This window comes from Cytobacillus dafuensis (assembly GCF_007995155.1).
GTDB classification, from domain to species: Bacteria; Bacillota; Bacilli; order Bacillales; family Cytobacillaceae; genus Cytobacillus; species Cytobacillus dafuensis.
This window is the reverse complement of sequence record NZ_CP042593.1, coordinates 683,874-700,755: the sequence shown is the minus strand read 5'-3', so window position 1 is coordinate 700,755 and position 16,882 is coordinate 683,874. Positions and strand designations below refer to the sequence as shown.

Genomic DNA, 16,882 nt, shown 5'->3' with positions numbered 1-16,882 from the left:
GAGGAAGACTGTTATTGCATGGGAATGTTGGCTCTGGTTTTAGAGTATCGAGCTTTAGTTTTTTCTAAGGTGTTGTGTTTGTTTTGCAAAGAGGGTAATAGTTCGTCTAGTGTTCTTGTTATAGGAAAACGTTTGATTAGTGCATCAAGCAGGACAATTACAGCTGCAATGATTAGTTCTTGTGGCGGGATTTGTTTTGCTTTTTCCATCCACTGGCCGAACTCGCTTTTTGGGTTTGATCATATTGGCGATGGTACCCCGAACTATCGAGCACATCTTTGGCAACCATCGCAGCACCAAAGCCTGTAAATCCTGCTGCAATGATTCCCCCGCTAGATGCTAGCGTAAATAAAGCAATGGTTAGAGCCGTTGTGACAAGCACTCCGGTATATCATACCAGATGAGTTTGTTCTACTATGTCGAAAGGTTCTCGAATAAGCCTGCAAGATAATGGAGAGAGTCAGCTGCCATTTGCGAGAAAGTCCCCAAAATGAGAACTAAAAGAACAATAACTGCAAGAGTTTGGTACATTACTGTCATTCTTTTCTGTTAGTTGGTAATTATGATATATTTTTTTGTTATAAAAACCTTGAAAGCATTTAGCTATTCAAGGTTTTAAAATCACTATTTGATTAAATTCCTTACTTTTTTGTAAAATCTTTCAGCATCACTTTTGTTTTTAGTAGTAAGCAGAAGATTATCCAAGAAATCATCAATAAAATGTCTAACAGTAGAATTAAATATATCAATTGAGATATAGTCAACTCCAGTTGGATATATAAAATTTATTCCATCGGAGGAATACATTAATTCATTATTCCATGCAATCTCTATTTCACCGTCAACCCTTCTGAAGAAAATATCTGGTAAAAAAGAGCCTGCTCTATTGGAAAACCAGGAGTGTTTAAACTCCCATTCTTGTTTTGTATCGAACCATGTGTCAAATTCATCGTCATCGTCTGTCTCAAACAACAAACAATTATCTAAAAGCTCAAGAGAGTTATCCCCTGCCACTGGGAGAGGAAATGGCTCATCACTCAATATATACTTAAGATTTTCACTGAACCATTCAACAATGTAAATTAAATTCCATTGATAGGTCTTCACAATGTTCTCTCTTTCATATTGGCAAACATCTTTTCCTTTAACAGATAGTTTAAGTGTCCCCCATGTTTCTCCAATCAAACTATTTTCATAAAAAGGATTAGTAAGCAACTCATATTCAATACCAAATATGTCTTTATTACCGAACGTCTTCAGAGATATGCACCTCACTTATTTTTTAATAGTTTATTGTATTCCACTTTTGTAATCTTACCATCTTTAAGCAACTGTCTTAACACATCGGCAGGTACTTCCTTAGCAGGATTCTTAACTTCATATGGATGCCAACCTGTATCTCCATCTGGTTGAAATTTAATAAGCTTTCCCTCATATATATTGTAAAGTTGCTTATTTTTATAAGAAGAGTAAGCATTGTCCAATAACTCTTGCCCTATTTTAGTATTCGGGATAGGGTTTGGACTCCCCCAACCACTTTTCGGGTCATGTTTTGGACTAGGCTCATATGTTCTCTTAGGAATTTCACCCGTACCCTTACCAGAATCCCCTTTTCCCGAATCACCATTGTTCTTCGTGTGACTCCCACTCCCCTCACTAAAAGTGGTATGGGTTTGATGTGGTGGCAGGTGGCTAGTGCCTGCCAATGCTGGCTCTGGTCCGTGAGTATCGAGCTTTAGTTTTTTTCCGAGGTGCTGTGCTTGTTTTTGTAAGGAGTTTAATAGTTCGTCTAGTGCTCTTGTTGCAGGAAAACGTTTGATTAGGGCATCAAGCAGGACGATCGCAGCTGCAATGGTGAGTTCTTGCGGCGGCATTTGTTTTGCTTTTTCCAGCCACTTGCCGAACGCGCTTTTTGGGTTTTTGATCATATTGGCGATGGCGCCCGAACTATCGAGCACATCCTTGGCAACCATCGCAGCACCAAAGCCTGTAAATCCTGCTGCAATGATTCCACCGCCAGATGCTACCGTGAATAGAGCAATGGCAAGAGCAGTTGTTACAATCACGCCGGTTTTTTCATACCAGTTTAGCTTGTTCCACCAAGTCGACAGGTTTTCAAACAAGCCAGCAAAATAATAGGTGGAGTCAGCTGCCATTTGCGAGAAAGTCCCCAAAATGAGAACTAAAAGAACAACAACTGCAACAGTTTGGTAAATGGCAGTCATCCTTTTCTGCAGCTTATTTCTTTTTCCCTCCCTCTCTTTTAAAAGAAGGGCGAATCCGAAAGCTCTCCTTTCCCGGAAAAAGCCCATCATACTTCCCCACTGCTTGGGTCCTTTAAAAAAGGACTGAGTCAATGTTGCTAGTTCGGTAAACGGTTCGATGAGCTGCTCACTTGGAAGCAGAGGCAAAGAAGCTTTCACGCGATTTAGTTGTTTATAATCCAAGTATACTGCTAGTAAAAGAGCCAGTACAAATGTCCACTTATACCAATGTCCCTGACCTGATAAAAAGTGGGCTAATTCCACGAAAAGAACTGGTTTTAACACTGAAACTTGTGCATTATACATAGCATGATCAAAGATGGCCCATAATAATAGAAAGCTAGGCAGAAGCCAAATGATTCGACCGAAACGCTTCCTATATATTATGGCGGCACCAATTCCTAACGCGACAAAGGCTGTCCACACATGGTGACCAACTGCTACAATGCTGCCTGCTTGAAAATATCCAGGAAACAAAGTGTCAAATCCCCAAACCTTTTCCGCTGAAGTTAATAGAGTTTTAAATAAAGAGGCTAGCAGCGATTCACGTGAGCTTACCCATGCTCGCAATACTTCTTCTATAAATTGGAAGCCCGTACCAAGAGCAGCACCAATCAAAGCATAATCGGCTAAACTGAATTGTCTTTCTTTACCCGTAAAAAATAGAAAAATCAATAGTGGCAGTAGTTTTACAACTTCTTCAACAATAGGGCCTATAAAGGAAGAGCTCCAAACATCATTTATCGATGAAGCACCATCTGCAAAAACAAAGTGAATTGACCACATGATTAGTGCAGCAATAGGCCCTGCCACCCATGTTCCAACTAGAAAAAAACGAGAAAAGAGTGCCCATGTAATTGTTTTACTGCGCGAAAGCATCCAAAATTGCCATAGAGCATAATAGCTCCAAAACAAAATAATGACCATACTACGGCTAACAGGGATAAACAGCCAGAAAAAAATTGCAATTGGCAGTAGCACCCAAATAAGATATATATATATTTTTCTAATAGTCTTTAATAATAAAGCACGCTCTTCTTTCCACTTTTCAAATCTCTCAGCTACTTGTTCATTACGATTAATCATCCTTTCCCGAAATTGAAGAAAAATGATCTTTCCCCTCCTTTAATAGATTGAGTAATGATTACTGCATAGCCTTTCTGAGTAACCTTGTTACAATTTGATATTCCAAAAAGTGAATCACTTAGGGGTGTAACAGCCCGATAAATGCGATAAACCATCTGTACTAATTAATAGTTTTTTATTTTCCATGCTTATATAATAAAAAGTCATAAGCATTTAAAACTTATGACTTTGATGTTTTTTACGAAAAGATTCATTTTTTCCTATTTTTTATCCGCTCTACATTTTCGTCAAATAGCTTATCAATTTCTTCCTGAACTTCTTCGTATTTTTTATCTTTGAGAACCCAAAGTCCATCTCTTAAATCAGTGCTTAGCTTTAATATCTTCCTTGATTGATCATTAGCCTTTTCTTTTATGATCTCCGCCGATTCCTTACTAATCTGTCCGCTTTTATGTAAATCATCTGCAACATCAATAATGTTCATTCGTTGCTGCTTATTCTTTTCCATCCATATATTTGAAGCATTAAAAATGTTATCCCATTGCTGATTATTTTCATCTTCTAACTGCTTGACAGCATCTGCAGCCCATTCTTCCCATTTTTGAGCTATTTCTTTGGAGCGGTCGAATTCATCAGATAATCCTTCTTGGTTTAATACCGTTGTATATGTTCCTTTTGCAGCATCTGCAATCTCTTTTAATTGTCTTTGACCTTCGCTATCAACATTGAAGCCAATAATATTCACGATTGGTGTAATATTTGAATCTGCAAGTTCTTGTGCTGCCTTTACAGGGTCACCCCCACACGTTTCAACCCCATCGCTAACTAAATAAATGATATTTGTGTGGTTTTCACCGTTATACGCTGATAAATCACTTTTTGCTTCTTCGATCGCTTTAGCAAGTGGTGTCCATCCTGATGGCTTAAACCTCTTTAATGAGGACTTTAAACTATAGGCATTATATTTTTTTAAAGGATAAACAAGTTCATTACTAGCGCATGAAAGCTGTTTATCTTGGTTAGACCCGCTTCCTTTATGTCCATAGACCCGAAGAGCTACATTTGCATCCTTTGGTAAGTCTGCAGTGAACTCTTGAATTGCTTCCTTTGCCATATCCATCATTGTTTTTCCGTCAATTTTTTTGGCCATACTGCCGCTAGCATCTAGAATAATTTCAACATTCAGATGCTCCTTAAAACGATAGCGATCGTCCTCTAAATCTGGTCTCCCGAACAATATTGTATTTAATTCTTTTAAAATATCATTCGGCCCTGGATAGTCTTCATGAAACAATGAATAAACTAATCGCCAATATGGCTCGATTTCTTCATCTGTTGGCTGATCCTTCTTCGGATCTGAATCTCCTATTTTAGGGAGCTTATCAAAATGTTCAAGAATATATAACTTTTCATCTTCTGTCAAATCACGGTATTGTCTACCTGAAAATGCCCCAACTGGATAGGCAACAATTTCATCAATCTTTTCTAAAGTTGATGGAAGATTAGCCAAAATTTCTTCTGCATCTAATTGCTTTGGCCTGTTCTCTTCTAATAAATCATCCTCAATCTCCTCATACTCTTCTTTATTACTTTGCGGCTTCTCCGATGCTTCTTTTGTGGAATTTTCAGTTGAACTTATAACAAATAAAAATGCTGAGATGAAAGAGACGAGCAAGATAAATATGATTACATAGCGCTTATTAATGTGTTTTATCATCCAATTACAAGCTCCTTTTAATGAATATTTTCGTCTCAGCATTCTTAACCTTTTTATAGAAAAAATTAATTTCTACATAGTCTACTATTTTACGTTAAATAGCTTTCCCTCATTACATTAGAATTCCAACGTTTTCCTTAACTTTTTAAAAGTGTATGCGTTGGAATTTCATTCGTTTGATCGATCTTAATATCAATGAACATATTTGTAACAAGAATAACTTGGAATGGCAGGATAAACATTTGTAAAACAATTTTTGTAAACAAAAATACGAAATACGTATCAGTATAGAAAGAAATAAATGCAAATAGAACATTTTCAAATAATAATTGAATGGCAGTAATGGCTCCAATTATTACTAATATAATTAAAAATCTCTTTTTTACTAAGCTAACCGACTTCCTAATTGCTACTTTATATGACTTAACACCATCCGCAATAAAATATGGAACATAATAAAAAAGAAATAATACGATTAAACCTGGAATAACAAAAAGTAATCCGCCTAAAAATACGCATAATGCATACAGACAAGCAAAGACGTACATGGAAATCATTCTATCCATTGAAAATCCTAATGATTTCTTAAATATCGATTCCTCATCCTCATGATACAAAATGGTTAGCTTAATAAATGGAACTTGGGCAATTGTTAAAAAAACGAGCATAAATATCCCATTAGCTGCATCTCCGACAACACCCGGATATTCCATAAAACGTGATTGACTATAGATAATATTCACAATAAATGTATGCAAAAATAGAAGCGGTACGTACGTTATTAATGACAAGCAACTAAGAGGTACAAATTTACTCGAATATAAATAGATTGAATTAGATAAAATTCTTTTCATGTACTTAACCTACCATTATTTTGGATTTCTAATTTTAGGACCTATTTTTTCTTCAAATGCCTTCACTCTACTTCTCTCCATCTTTTTATCAAATGATTGTTCTAGGTTTGCATGATCTATATGAACATTCATTTCCTTAAATTCATCCTCAAAGACTTTCATTGTCTTTGTCAGTGCCCCCTTATTTGATTGTATAGAAGCAGTTAAAAGGGCGATTATCTTTTTCTGTGCTGATGATGGGATATCGGAAGGTTTCTCATTTAAGTTCTTTATAATCTTCTCATAATCATCCATTAATTCGAATTCATTCAGACCATACTCATACATCATGACATTATACTTTATACATTCATTTCTCATCTCATTTAGAATTTCATTATTAAAATACCCTTGTTCCTTCGTTGCAATATTCTGTAAGTGGCCTAAAGTGTTTACGATATCTTCAGTTCTTTTACTGATTCCGAGGGCATGTGTAGTATAGCGTATTACCTTTTCAATAGACGATGCAAGTTCAGGATCTCTCCAAATCAAATCCGATTTATGCTGTGTTAGTAAGGAGACCACCTCCTTATATGGATCCATGTTTTTCAACATTTGTGGCACCATTTCCTGCATAGCACCATGGATCATCGTATTAAATCTATTCAGTGCGGTAGCCGGAACTTCAGCCTTTTCAAAAGGAAGGACATTTCCTTCATAATCTAATATTAAATAACCTGAAATTCCTTTTAACATGTGGTCGTAAAGAGTAAGAAAATAATAGTCATTTCCATCAAAATAGGCAAAGTCCCACATATCCCACTTTTCTAATAGGTTCTTGTACTGTTTGATATTTTTTATATGTAGTTTTGTAGGTTTTGTATTAATCAAAACTATCTACTCACCCCTTAAATTTCGATGTTAACCAATTCCACGCTTTCTTACCCTTTTTCGTAACATTTTCCCAGATTTCTTTGCGGTTTTTCCAAAGCTTTCTACCTAAGCTAACTGCACTTATCGCTGTTCCTACAACAATCATGCCTGCCGCAATCGGTTGAGCGCCTGGAATCATCGCCACAAAAGGTGCTGCTCCTGTTATAAAACTGCCAGCATTATCGACCAATCCCCATTTTGCATCAGTTTTTTCTTCGGCAGTTTTAGCATTATTCAACTTATTAACATTATCTACAGTATCCCAGATGGTTAATGGCATTGTAATAGCAGAAACTACAGGATTTCCCGCTGAGAAGGATTTTCCTGCTTCGGCCAATTCCTGAGTTTGCCTTGCATATTCAATTAAATTTCCAGCTTTTCTTAAATTATCTAATTCTTTTACACTTTTATAGGTTTTGTACTTATCATAGGTTTCTTTTGACTTTTTAACTAAGTCATACCCATCATAAAGTGCACCAACCGTCGGATCACCTTTAGTAATTAATTTAAAACCGGAAATCCCCATTTTATTTCTGTTTTTAAGATAGTCCTCAAGAGTTAAATTCTCATTCAGACCTTTGGAGATAAATTCAATATTTCCGCCTACAATATCCTTTGCGATAAATTTTATTGCATCTTTATCGGTAACAGGCTTAAAATCCCAAAAGGGAGCTTCCGAGTCATCAGTCGAGTTATCGGCATTGTCTTTATTAGTATTATTTTTATTATCCTTATCCGAGTCTACTTGATTATTAGTCTGGTCTTTTGATTGTGGATTATTTTGATCATTAGGTGGTATTGGGGAGTTTTGATCACCCGGTACATTTGGCTGTAATCCATCTGGAGATGTGGGGTCATGACTATTGCTTCCATCGCTATTTTGACCTGGCGGTTGATTCGATCCAGAATTCTGCCAATTAGGATCTTTCCAGTTCGGTTCGTTCCAATTTGGTTGATTTCCCCATGATGGCTGGTTTTCCCATCCAGGCGATTGCCAATTGGGCTGGTTTTCCCACGACGGCTGATTTTCCCACCCAGGGTTCTGCCAATTTGGTGACGATTCCCATCCTGGGTTCTGCCAATTTGGTGATGTTTTCCATGATGGCTGTGTATTCCACCCAGAAGATTTCCATTTAGGAGACTCCCATTTAGGCGGGGTTTTCCATGTTGGCTCATTATTCCAGGATGGCGCAGTATTCCACGTTTTCGAATCTTCCCAAGCAAAGGCATGCATAGTGAAAGCTCCGACATTAATAAACAATAAAGTAAAGGTTGCTATAACAGCAAACACTATTCTTGTTAATCTCTTCATTTTTTCACTCCTTTCTACCAATATAAATTATGAAAGAATTCATGCTTTTTACGGGAAGGTATATTCCCAATTGTAATTGCCAAAACCATTTAGAAATTCAAATTTTAGCCCTTCACCTTTTTGCTTTATCTTTCTTTTATCATCTGGAAACAATTCGTCATACTTGACAGCTTTATATTTTGTTGCAGTAATGACTTCAACTCTATTATTATCATTAAATAACTTAATTTTTGTTCCAGAAAGTTCACCTTTGTTGGATTCAATATTTTCGCTTACAACTTGATGGACTCGAACAGTCGAACTTGCAAGTTCACTGCTTACAAATCCTTCTAAAGCACCTGCAATTCCAGGCAACTTTGATTCGATAACTTTATTTACCGCCTTATGAGTTATTTCTATTTGTGATAAATCAGGGTTAGAGCCCCTAAATAGTTCTATATATTTTCCTAATTGAATTTTAATAGAGTCTTCAAGATACAAATCATATCTTTCCATCGCTGTATAATGTATTAACTGATAGGCATCATATAATTCGATAGCATTTTTTAAGCCATCTAACACTTCTCCCGATGCTGCCATGCTTGCCTGTTCAGCATTATTTGACGCTTTTTCCTTTATTATAAAAACATTTGCAAAGCTTCCAATAATGACAAACATTAATACTAGCATGCTTAGAGAACCGAGCATGAATATCATGGTATTGCCCTTTTCATTTGCTATTACATTTTTCACTTACTCCACCGTCCTACCGCTAATTGATTTTTCAAAGGTTATCGGTGGAACGGCGCCCAAAAACTTTTTGGGTAAAAACTTTAGGGTCATATCTACTTTTACTTTTGCTTCAAAATTCCTTGAACCCGAGGAATTAATGACATTATCTCCACTTAGTTTTAACGTAGCTTTTGCTGAATTGATAATCTTTTCTGCAGCATGTTTTGCTTCTGTGCTATCTTTTGTAACAGAATACACCTTTGCTGCTTCATTTGCAGCAGATTGAGTAATGATTACTGCATAGCCTGCAACAAGAAATTGCCAAAGAATCATCATTAAAAGTAAGACAAGGGGCACCATTGAAACGAATTCAATGATGGCTGACCCCCGTTCATTTTTAAGTAATTTCTTCATCTACTCATCAAGTCCCCCTACTCTTTTTTTCCTGGAGAGACATTTTTATTGTAAAGTTCTTTTATTTCTTCCAATGACGAAGCTAAATTCTCATCCCTTGCATCTATCAATGTATTTTTCATCTCTTCAACTAAACCGTAATGAAGATCATAGAATTCCTCTGCCTTTTTATACGTTGTTAATTCCTGCTCTTTTGTAATCTTCTTCTTTGTATAGAGACTTTGAAGAGAAAAAGAAATTAAATATTTTTCTTTAGAAATATTATTTTTCCAAGAGTTTGAAAGTTTGTAAATAGACGTCTTCTGTTTATCTGCATTTTTAAAAATTCCTGACTGTTCTTTTTGATACCAAGTCATCCATTTATATGCGTCTGCTGAGGCCTGATTGAATTGGCTCTTTAATTGCTCTTGATTACGGACATTTACATAGGTTCCGCCAGCTGCTTCAGCTACTGCCATTAATTGCTGCTCATCCTTACCTTCTAAATCAAATCCAATAATATTCACAACTGGGGAAATCTCCGAAGCCTTTAAACTTTTTGCTGCAGCGATCGGATCACCATCACAGGTTTCAACCCCATCACTTACTAAGTAAATAATATTCCGATGATTTTCACCCTTATATTGGGATAAGTCTTGCTGTGCTTCAATTAATGACTGTGCAAGAGGTGTCCAGCCCGCTGGATTAAATTTTCCTAGTGCATCTGTCAACCCCGATTTATTGTATGGCTGAATCGGATAAACTAGTTCATTTGCAGCACAGGACATTGCTTTATCAGCATTAGAACCTGTCCCTTTATGTCCATATACTCGCAAACCAACATTTGCTTCTTCAGGTAATGACGAGGCAAATTCCTTGATAGCCTCCTTGGCAATGTCCATCATTGACTTGGAACCTATCATTTTCTTCATACTGCCACTAGCATCAAGAATAATTTCTACATTAAATGTTTCCGTTTGTTCTTCTTTTGAGATTTCATCTGAATCAGGTGTTGTAGCAATACTTAATGAATCAATGATTACTTTTGGATCATCGTAATCCATCTTGTAAAGTGAGTATACATATGCTAATAAACTCGACAGCTCCTCATCACTAGCCGTTTCAGAAATAGGAGGGATTGCATCTAACGCTTGTTGAACAGCTTCATCTTTTACTTTGGTGTCCTTAGATGCGAACAATCCTACTGGATAGGAAACAACTTCCTCAAGAGTACTAGGCATTTTTGGAGCATTTAAATTAAACGGGCTTTCCACTGGCTCCGTTGTTGTTTCTTCATCTGGTTCTTTTTCAACTTCAACCTTCGTAACCTCTTTATCTTTTACTTCATCAACGTTTCCCTTTTTTTCTTGGCAACCAACCAAAAAGATAAAGCAAATAAATATAATAGCTGCAGGAGTATAAAATCTAGGCATGTTTTCCCTCCTCTCACATTATTTCTATAAAATAATCAAGTATTGATGCCTTCAATCATTTCTCTCAATTTATTAATGATAGTTTCTGCTAAATCCCCACCACTGCCCTTCATTGCTGTAGCAAGAGCGAACATTAATGCAATAATGACAGCTGCCAATCCAACCCACTCAATCGTGGAAACTCCCTTTTCATTGGCCACTCTTCCCTTAATGCCAACATACATTGCTGTTAATTGGTTATTCATTCTTTCTCTCATTTCAATCAGTTTCTTTTTCATTTTTTTCCTCCTCAAATACTATTAGTTTTCAATCAAATAAAATAGCCTTCCCAAATGCATTAAGTATTAGAGTTTAATACTTGAAGCATCACCCCTTTCAATGATTCATACTAGTTTGAAAATAGTTTAAATATGCTATCTTCCCCATAAATCATATTAAGAATGATTAACCCTAATATCATTAACATGATTAATGGCGCAATAATGAATGATGTAATAAGGGTAACCTTTGGAGATGCTTTAGCCGCTTTCTCCTTTACTTGCTCTAAGCTTATTCTTCTCATTTCATTCGCTTGGTTTCGAAAGGTTGTAGCGACTGGCACTCCCAATCTTGACCCTTGAATTAGCGATTTAATGACATTTTGGAAATCCACATTATCGTTTCGATTAAGCATTTCTGTATAAGCTTTTTCTCTAGGTACACCTAATTCTATTTCTTGAATAAACCGCGAAAACTCTTCTTGAATTGGCCCAATATAATAGCTAATAACCTCCTTAATAGCTCCGTCCAATCCAGAACCAGCTTGCAGACTTATACTTACGGTATCCAGGAAGTCAGGTAAATCTCTTCTAAGAAGTTCTTGGCGTTTTTTCGCTTTTCCCCTTACTAAAAAAATGGGGATAAAAAAACCTATAAATGGCAGTGTAACAAAAAAAACATTTGCAAAGGGGAACCCTAAAAAAAACAGAAAAGTTCCTATGATGAATCCGAGAATGACACAAACAATTTTAAATCCCTGAAATCGGGCGACTGATAATCCATAAGGATTCCCTGCCTTTATTAGCAGCACTTCAACATCGGGTGACTCACTATAAAAATTAATTCTTTCTCCTAACGCTGAAAAGTCATCAGCATAGCGTGATAGAAAGATAATGAATCGATCGAGAGTTGATTTTTTCTTTACCTTCATTAATTGCTGCGTCATAGCAACTTCATTGATATGCACTTTAAGTGTTTCTTTATTTTTTGAATAACTATAAAAATTCACAAAACTCAATACCAAAAACAACCAAAATAATAAAATTGATGTAAGTATTACTCCGTCCATAACTCTTCTACACCCTTATATTAGTAACAGCTCTTACAAGTATGAATGAAATGACCATTCCCACTAAAAACACTGTTGTTAAAATAGCTCCAGGAATTGTAAAAATTAAATCTACAAAACCTTCCATCATAGAATTTAGCATTAAAATTAAGAATATCGGCATTGCGGGTAATATATATGAAATAAATCGTTGTTCCGCCGTAGCCGTTTTAATGGTTTGCCTTAAAATTTTTCGTTCTTCAAGCGTTTTAGCCATTTCCTCAAGGACCTTTGTTAAGTTTCCACCTGACTTCTTTTGTATAAGCAGTGCTGCAATAAATAATTTGAACTCTCTTGTCGGCACTCGCTTTTCAATTTCCTTTAATGCCCGTTCAAAGTCTACTCCTAGCCTTAAATTATGGGCGAGTTCCTTAAACTCATCTCTTGCTGGAAATCCTACCTCTGCAGCAACTACTTCAATTCCTTGATTAATCGTCATACCTGCCTTTGTACTATTTCCTAGCAATCTGCATACTTCAGCAAGCTGATCATTTAATTTTTCAATATATTTGTTTCTTCGTACTAAAAATAAAAGCCAATAGGATGCTAAACTGATAATGACTGCCAATATTAAGCTAATGCTAAACTTCAAGGAAAAGAGCCACATTAAGATAATGACAATGGCAAAGCAGCAAAATAGTAAAATGGCAAAAAACTCAGATGGAAGTATTAAAATATTTGCATGTAATAATTTAATCTTAAAATTCTTTGCAAATGGGGTTTCATCGAACCGGTCACCTAGTTTTGAGATAAAGCTGCTTCTTCCATTTTCTTTCTTGAACATTTTTTCATATTTCTTAGTGATTTCTCGTTTCTCTTTTCTAAAGCCCAACAGATTATAAAAACCCCAAATAAAAAATAAAACCGAAATTCCAAATATAGCAGCAATCTCCAATTGGTACACCCCCCTGCATCATTCTGAACTGCCTATTTACTTTCAAAAAGATTGTTTGGAAGAGAAATTCCAAACATATTAATTCTTTCTATACACCTCGGTATTACTCCTGTAGGTGTAAAATATCCCTCTACTTCACCAGACTTCTTCATGCCAATTCTTTTGAACTTAAATATTTCTTTAATAACAATTTCTCCGCTGTCTTCTCTATGAATCTCGCAAATGGATGTTATTTTTCTTGTTCCATCGGTTAGCCTTTCTCCTTGAACAATAATATCGAGTGCTCCTACAATATACTCTCGAATAATATGAGTAGGTAAATCCATCCCCGCCATTACAACCATACCCTCCACACGTCTTAACGCATCAAAGGGAGTATTTGCATGGACAGTTGTAATAGATCCTTCATGACCCGTATTCATCGCTTGGAGCATATCAAATGCTTCTGCGCCACGAACCTCTCCTACAATAATTCTGTCAGGACGCATCCTTAGTGAGTTTTTTACTAAATGACGTATCGTAATTTCACCTGTGCCTTCCACATTTGGTGGCCTTGCCTCCAATCCAACGACATTCTGCTTATCGAGACGCAGCTCTGCAGAGTCTTCGATCGTTACAATTCTTTCTCCATTCGGAATAGAGTTACCTAATACATTTAGCAATGTTGTCTTACCACTACCTGTACCGCCCGATATCAAAATATTTAACTTTGCCCTAACAACCGCATCTAAAAATATAGACATTTCATTGTTTAACGAATCAAAGTTAAGTAAATCGGTCATTTGAAAAGGCTCTTTTCTGAACTTTCTTATTGATACTACTGGGCCAATTAAACTAATTGGAGGAATTACCGCATTTACACGGCTTCCATCGGGTAGTCTAGCATCAACCATTGGCGAACTTTCATCAATTCGTCTACCGATGGGTGCAACAATTCGATCAATGACATGTCGCACATGATTGTCGTCCTTAAAGATAACTGGAGCTAACTGTAACTTACCAAGTTTCTCAATATATATTTCTTTATGGCCATTAATTAATATTTCTGTAATTGTTGGATCATCCAACAATGGCTCTAACGGCCCGTAACCAACTGATTCATCAATTATTCGTGTCAATAACTCTTCTTTATCAAGTCTTGGAATAATCACTTTTTCTTCACTCATAAATTGGCTGATGAGCTGTTCAATTCTTAATCTCATTTCGCCTTGAGGAAGACTTGTTAGTAGTTCTAAATTCGCTTCACGTAAAATTCTCGTTTTGTAATGATCGACTAACTCACTTATATATTGATTTTCATAATTAACTCTATGTTCATTTTTTAACCTAGTTGTTCTTCTTTCAAATAATGACATCTGTCATCAATCCTTTTAAGAGTTATTCCACCATTTGAACAACCCATTTTCTAATTCCTTTTGCAAATGGGATTAATTTCTTTTCATTAGGTTCCTTTCTAAAAGGTTCACTTTTATTGATGTGGGCCTGCACCCCTTTAAAATCACGAGGGAATTTTGCTGCAATAGGGTAAGAAATAATATTCTTCACATCATTAGGCTTGATCTCATTTTCTTTCCCAACCTGATTAATGAGAATTTCCAATCTTCCCTCGGTCTCAATCCCTAATCTTCTAAACAATCCTTCAACTTGTTTCAAAGTATTAATAGAAGGAGTATCCAAATTTAATATATAAAAAATCTTATCGGATTCTTCTAGAGCCGCATATGAATGAATATTCATTGCTACTGGCAAATCTACTACTACAAAGTCATAACTTCTCCTACATGTTCTCAAAAGCCTTGCAATAAACCCTTCTGGTAAATGCTCCGCTACTTCGGCATCACGCGGACTAAGTAAGACTTCTAATTTAGAAAGCTTTTCAACCTGGGATACATTTCGAATATGACTTTCATTTAGCTCATCAATTACCGGCATAAGATCTGCAAACGAACGATTGGAAACGATAGATAGAAAGGCTTCAGCACCGCCATAGTGTAAATTTAAATCGATAAAGATTACTTGGGCAGTGGATTCAAATTTCAAAGTTTGAGCAAACGCACTTGAGATTAGTGTTTTTCCCGAACCACCTTTTCCACTGTAAAAAGAATAAATTTTGCCTCTTCCTCTTTTAAAAGACTGGCTTGAAACAGCAGTTTCCATTAATTGCTTTTTACGTTGAACGACCATTTGAACAATGCTATCTAAACGGCCATATAGCATCGCATTTTCATCAGGCAGTATAAAGAAATCAATGATCCCTGCCCGCATCACACTTTTTAATACATCAAAGTTTTGGGAGAATGCTATAAACACAACTAGAGCCATTGGATTAACGGCATGGATATATTCAATTGCATCTGCAGAAGATTCTTTATCAGATTCAATTAAAAAAATTAAATCTGGTGCCAGGCGATCCAGCTCTGCCTTCAAATCACGATAAGAGATCATATCAACTTTTTCGAAGCTATTTAATACACCCCTTAAATGAGTTTTTGATTGTTCTTGATCACCTGCGAGTAAAATTTTGATATCAGCACTCATTTGCATCCTCCAAATTCAATTCCATCCTATTTTTTATTATTTTCATTTTCATTTGCCGGTTTTTCAGCATTTTCCTTTTTTGGTTCTTGTGGTGGTTCAGCTGGTGTTTCCGTATTTTCTTTATTTTGCTCTTGAGGCGGTTCAGTTTTTTCTTCTTTTTGTTCTTCTGTCTCTTTATTTTCAATATCAGTATTTAATTGTGGGGCCTTCCCTACATTAGCTTTTAATACTCGAATCGAGTCTGCATAATTTTGAATGTGAATAATTCTTGGCGCATCATCAGCAGGAACTTCAAGAGCAACTCCAGAAAACTGCTTTCCACTTTTAGAAACACCTGCTACTAAAACATCCTTCATAAATACTTCAGTAACTGGTTTGCCATCAAACTTATGTGATACAACAATGTCTACCCGATCAAGCCCCTCTAGTTCTTCATCAAAACGTATCCGCTCTGATTGAAGCATTGTTACCAATCTATTATTTTCATCCGTAGCATTTGAAACAGGTTTTAACATTGACTTTGTGATAAGATCATCTTCAACTAAAGGTACAACCAAAACCTTGTCGATTAAATCCTCTACATTTACTACGTGTGAATTGTTAACATATCGATTTGGAATTTCTATTTGTTTTACATGGTCAGGCTGAAGTAATGTTCTCGATGGAATATCTGTTGCAGTCACATATATTTTCGTCATTCCCCCTAATTCACTATTTAATTCTTTAATTTTCTGCAAGAAAAATAGTCCGGCAATAAAAGCCAATAATAAAGAGATTGATAAGAAAATAATTGCTCTCCTTTTTGATTCCAGCATAGTATGGTACCTCTCTTAGCAATTTACATTTTTGTAGTTTGCAAAATTTTATTTATCTTCAATTTATATTTTTCTTTACTATTTTTTACCACCAGTTCATATTTTGGTCAAATACTCCCAAAAAAAATGTCGAAAAATGTCTGTTATTTTTTTCCTGTTATTATCTTGAAGCAAAAATATTTATTAGGAATATCGAACCAAACCAATACAGTCCTTTGGTCATTTTTTTGTTACTTATGTAAAGATTACGGAAGAAATTACACCTTTTTATATGACGATTGTAAAATTTTGTAGTTCTTTTTTATTATTTTTGGGTAAACAAGTTAATTTTTATTTTGTCGAATAGAATAGAACATTTAGTTCTTTTGGATTGTAAGTAATTAGACGGGCTTCCTAGCGGTGTGCAGCAGAGAGTTTTTCAAATTTATCACCGAATACGTTAGTTTATCAGCGAAATCTATCTATCTATTTATCAGCCAATATGTTAGTTTGTCAGCCAATTCTATCCATTTATCAGCCAATTAAGTTGGTTTGTCAGCCAATTCAAATACACCCATTAACTCTATGAATTAAAAAAACTTGATAA

The 16,882-nt window shown here is 35.8% G+C and carries 16 protein-coding genes; all 16 read right to left on the bottom strand.

The window, feature by feature from the left end; all coding sequences use genetic code 11:
* Positions 1–172 precede the first annotated feature (172 nt).
* On the bottom strand, positions 173–382 hold the full coding sequence (locus FSZ17_RS03605; protein ID WP_057776309.1) for a hypothetical protein: 210 nt from the start codon (positions 380–382) through the stop codon (positions 173–175).
* Positions 383–624: 242 nt separating this feature from the next.
* Positions 625–1,185, bottom strand: coding sequence for a hypothetical protein (locus FSZ17_RS03600; RefSeq protein WP_228460274.1), 561 nt, complete (start codon positions 1,183–1,185; stop codon positions 625–627).
* 86 nt (positions 1,186–1,271) lie between these two features.
* A complete protein-coding gene (locus tag FSZ17_RS03595; protein ID WP_057776307.1) occupies positions 1,272–3,350 on the bottom strand; it encodes a PrsW family glutamic-type intramembrane protease in 2,079 nt (692 codons plus the stop codon).
* Positions 3,351–3,600: 250 nt separating this feature from the next.
* On the bottom strand, positions 3,601–5,067 hold the full coding sequence (locus FSZ17_RS03590) for a VWA domain-containing protein (protein ID WP_057776306.1): 1,467 nt from the start codon (positions 5,065–5,067) through the stop codon (positions 3,601–3,603).
* Positions 5,068–5,204: 137 nt separating this feature from the next.
* Entirely contained in the window at positions 5,205–5,921 is a 717-nt protein-coding gene (locus FSZ17_RS03585; protein WP_057776305.1) for a hypothetical protein, read from the bottom strand.
* Positions 5,922–5,936: 15 nt separating this feature from the next.
* A complete protein-coding gene (locus FSZ17_RS03580; RefSeq protein ID WP_057776304.1) occupies positions 5,937–6,791 on the bottom strand; it encodes a hypothetical protein in 855 nt (284 codons plus the stop codon).
* Between the two features lie 10 nt (positions 6,792–6,801).
* On the bottom strand, positions 6,802–8,145 hold the full coding sequence (locus FSZ17_RS03575) for a hypothetical protein (RefSeq protein WP_057776303.1): 1,344 nt from the start codon (positions 8,143–8,145) through the stop codon (positions 6,802–6,804).
* A 48-nt stretch (positions 8,146–8,193) separates the two neighbouring features.
* Positions 8,194–8,877, bottom strand: a complete 684-nt coding sequence (locus FSZ17_RS03570; RefSeq protein WP_057776302.1) for a hypothetical protein — start codon at positions 8,875–8,877, stop codon at positions 8,194–8,196.
* Positions 8,878–9,270: a TadE family protein gene (locus tag FSZ17_RS03565; protein ID WP_057776301.1), complete on the bottom strand. Its 393-nt coding sequence runs from the start codon at positions 9,268–9,270 to the stop codon at positions 8,878–8,880. It lies immediately after the preceding gene.
* Positions 9,271–9,287: 17 nt separating this feature from the next.
* Positions 9,288–10,682, bottom strand: a complete 1,395-nt coding sequence (locus FSZ17_RS03560) for a VWA domain-containing protein (protein ID WP_057776300.1) — start codon at positions 10,680–10,682, stop codon at positions 9,288–9,290.
* A gap of 35 nt (positions 10,683–10,717) precedes the next feature.
* The gene (locus tag FSZ17_RS03555) at positions 10,718–10,960 is read right to left on the bottom strand and encodes a hypothetical protein (RefSeq protein ID WP_057776299.1); all 243 of its coding nucleotides are present in this window, start codon (positions 10,958–10,960) and stop codon (positions 10,718–10,720) included.
* 110 nt (positions 10,961–11,070) lie between these two features.
* On the bottom strand, positions 11,071–12,009 hold the full coding sequence (locus tag FSZ17_RS03550; RefSeq protein ID WP_057776298.1) for a type II secretion system F family protein: 939 nt from the start codon (positions 12,007–12,009) through the stop codon (positions 11,071–11,073).
* Positions 12,010–12,016: 7 nt separating this feature from the next.
* Entirely contained in the window at positions 12,017–12,943 is a 927-nt protein-coding gene (locus FSZ17_RS03545) for a type II secretion system F family protein (protein WP_146846365.1), read from the bottom strand.
* Between the two features lie 32 nt (positions 12,944–12,975).
* The gene (locus tag FSZ17_RS03540; RefSeq protein WP_057776297.1) at positions 12,976–14,298 is read right to left on the bottom strand and encodes a TadA family conjugal transfer-associated ATPase; all 1,323 of its coding nucleotides are present in this window, start codon (positions 14,296–14,298) and stop codon (positions 12,976–12,978) included.
* Positions 14,299–14,320: 22 nt separating this feature from the next.
* Entirely contained in the window at positions 14,321–15,481 is a 1,161-nt protein-coding gene (locus tag FSZ17_RS03535; RefSeq protein ID WP_057776296.1) for a CpaE/TadZ family protein, read from the bottom strand.
* Positions 15,482–15,507: 26 nt separating this feature from the next.
* Complete coding sequence (gene cpaB, locus FSZ17_RS03530) at positions 15,508–16,296, bottom strand: Flp pilus assembly protein CpaB (RefSeq protein WP_057776295.1); 789 nt, start codon at positions 16,294–16,296, stop codon at positions 15,508–15,510.
* Positions 16,297–16,882 lie beyond the last annotated feature (586 nt).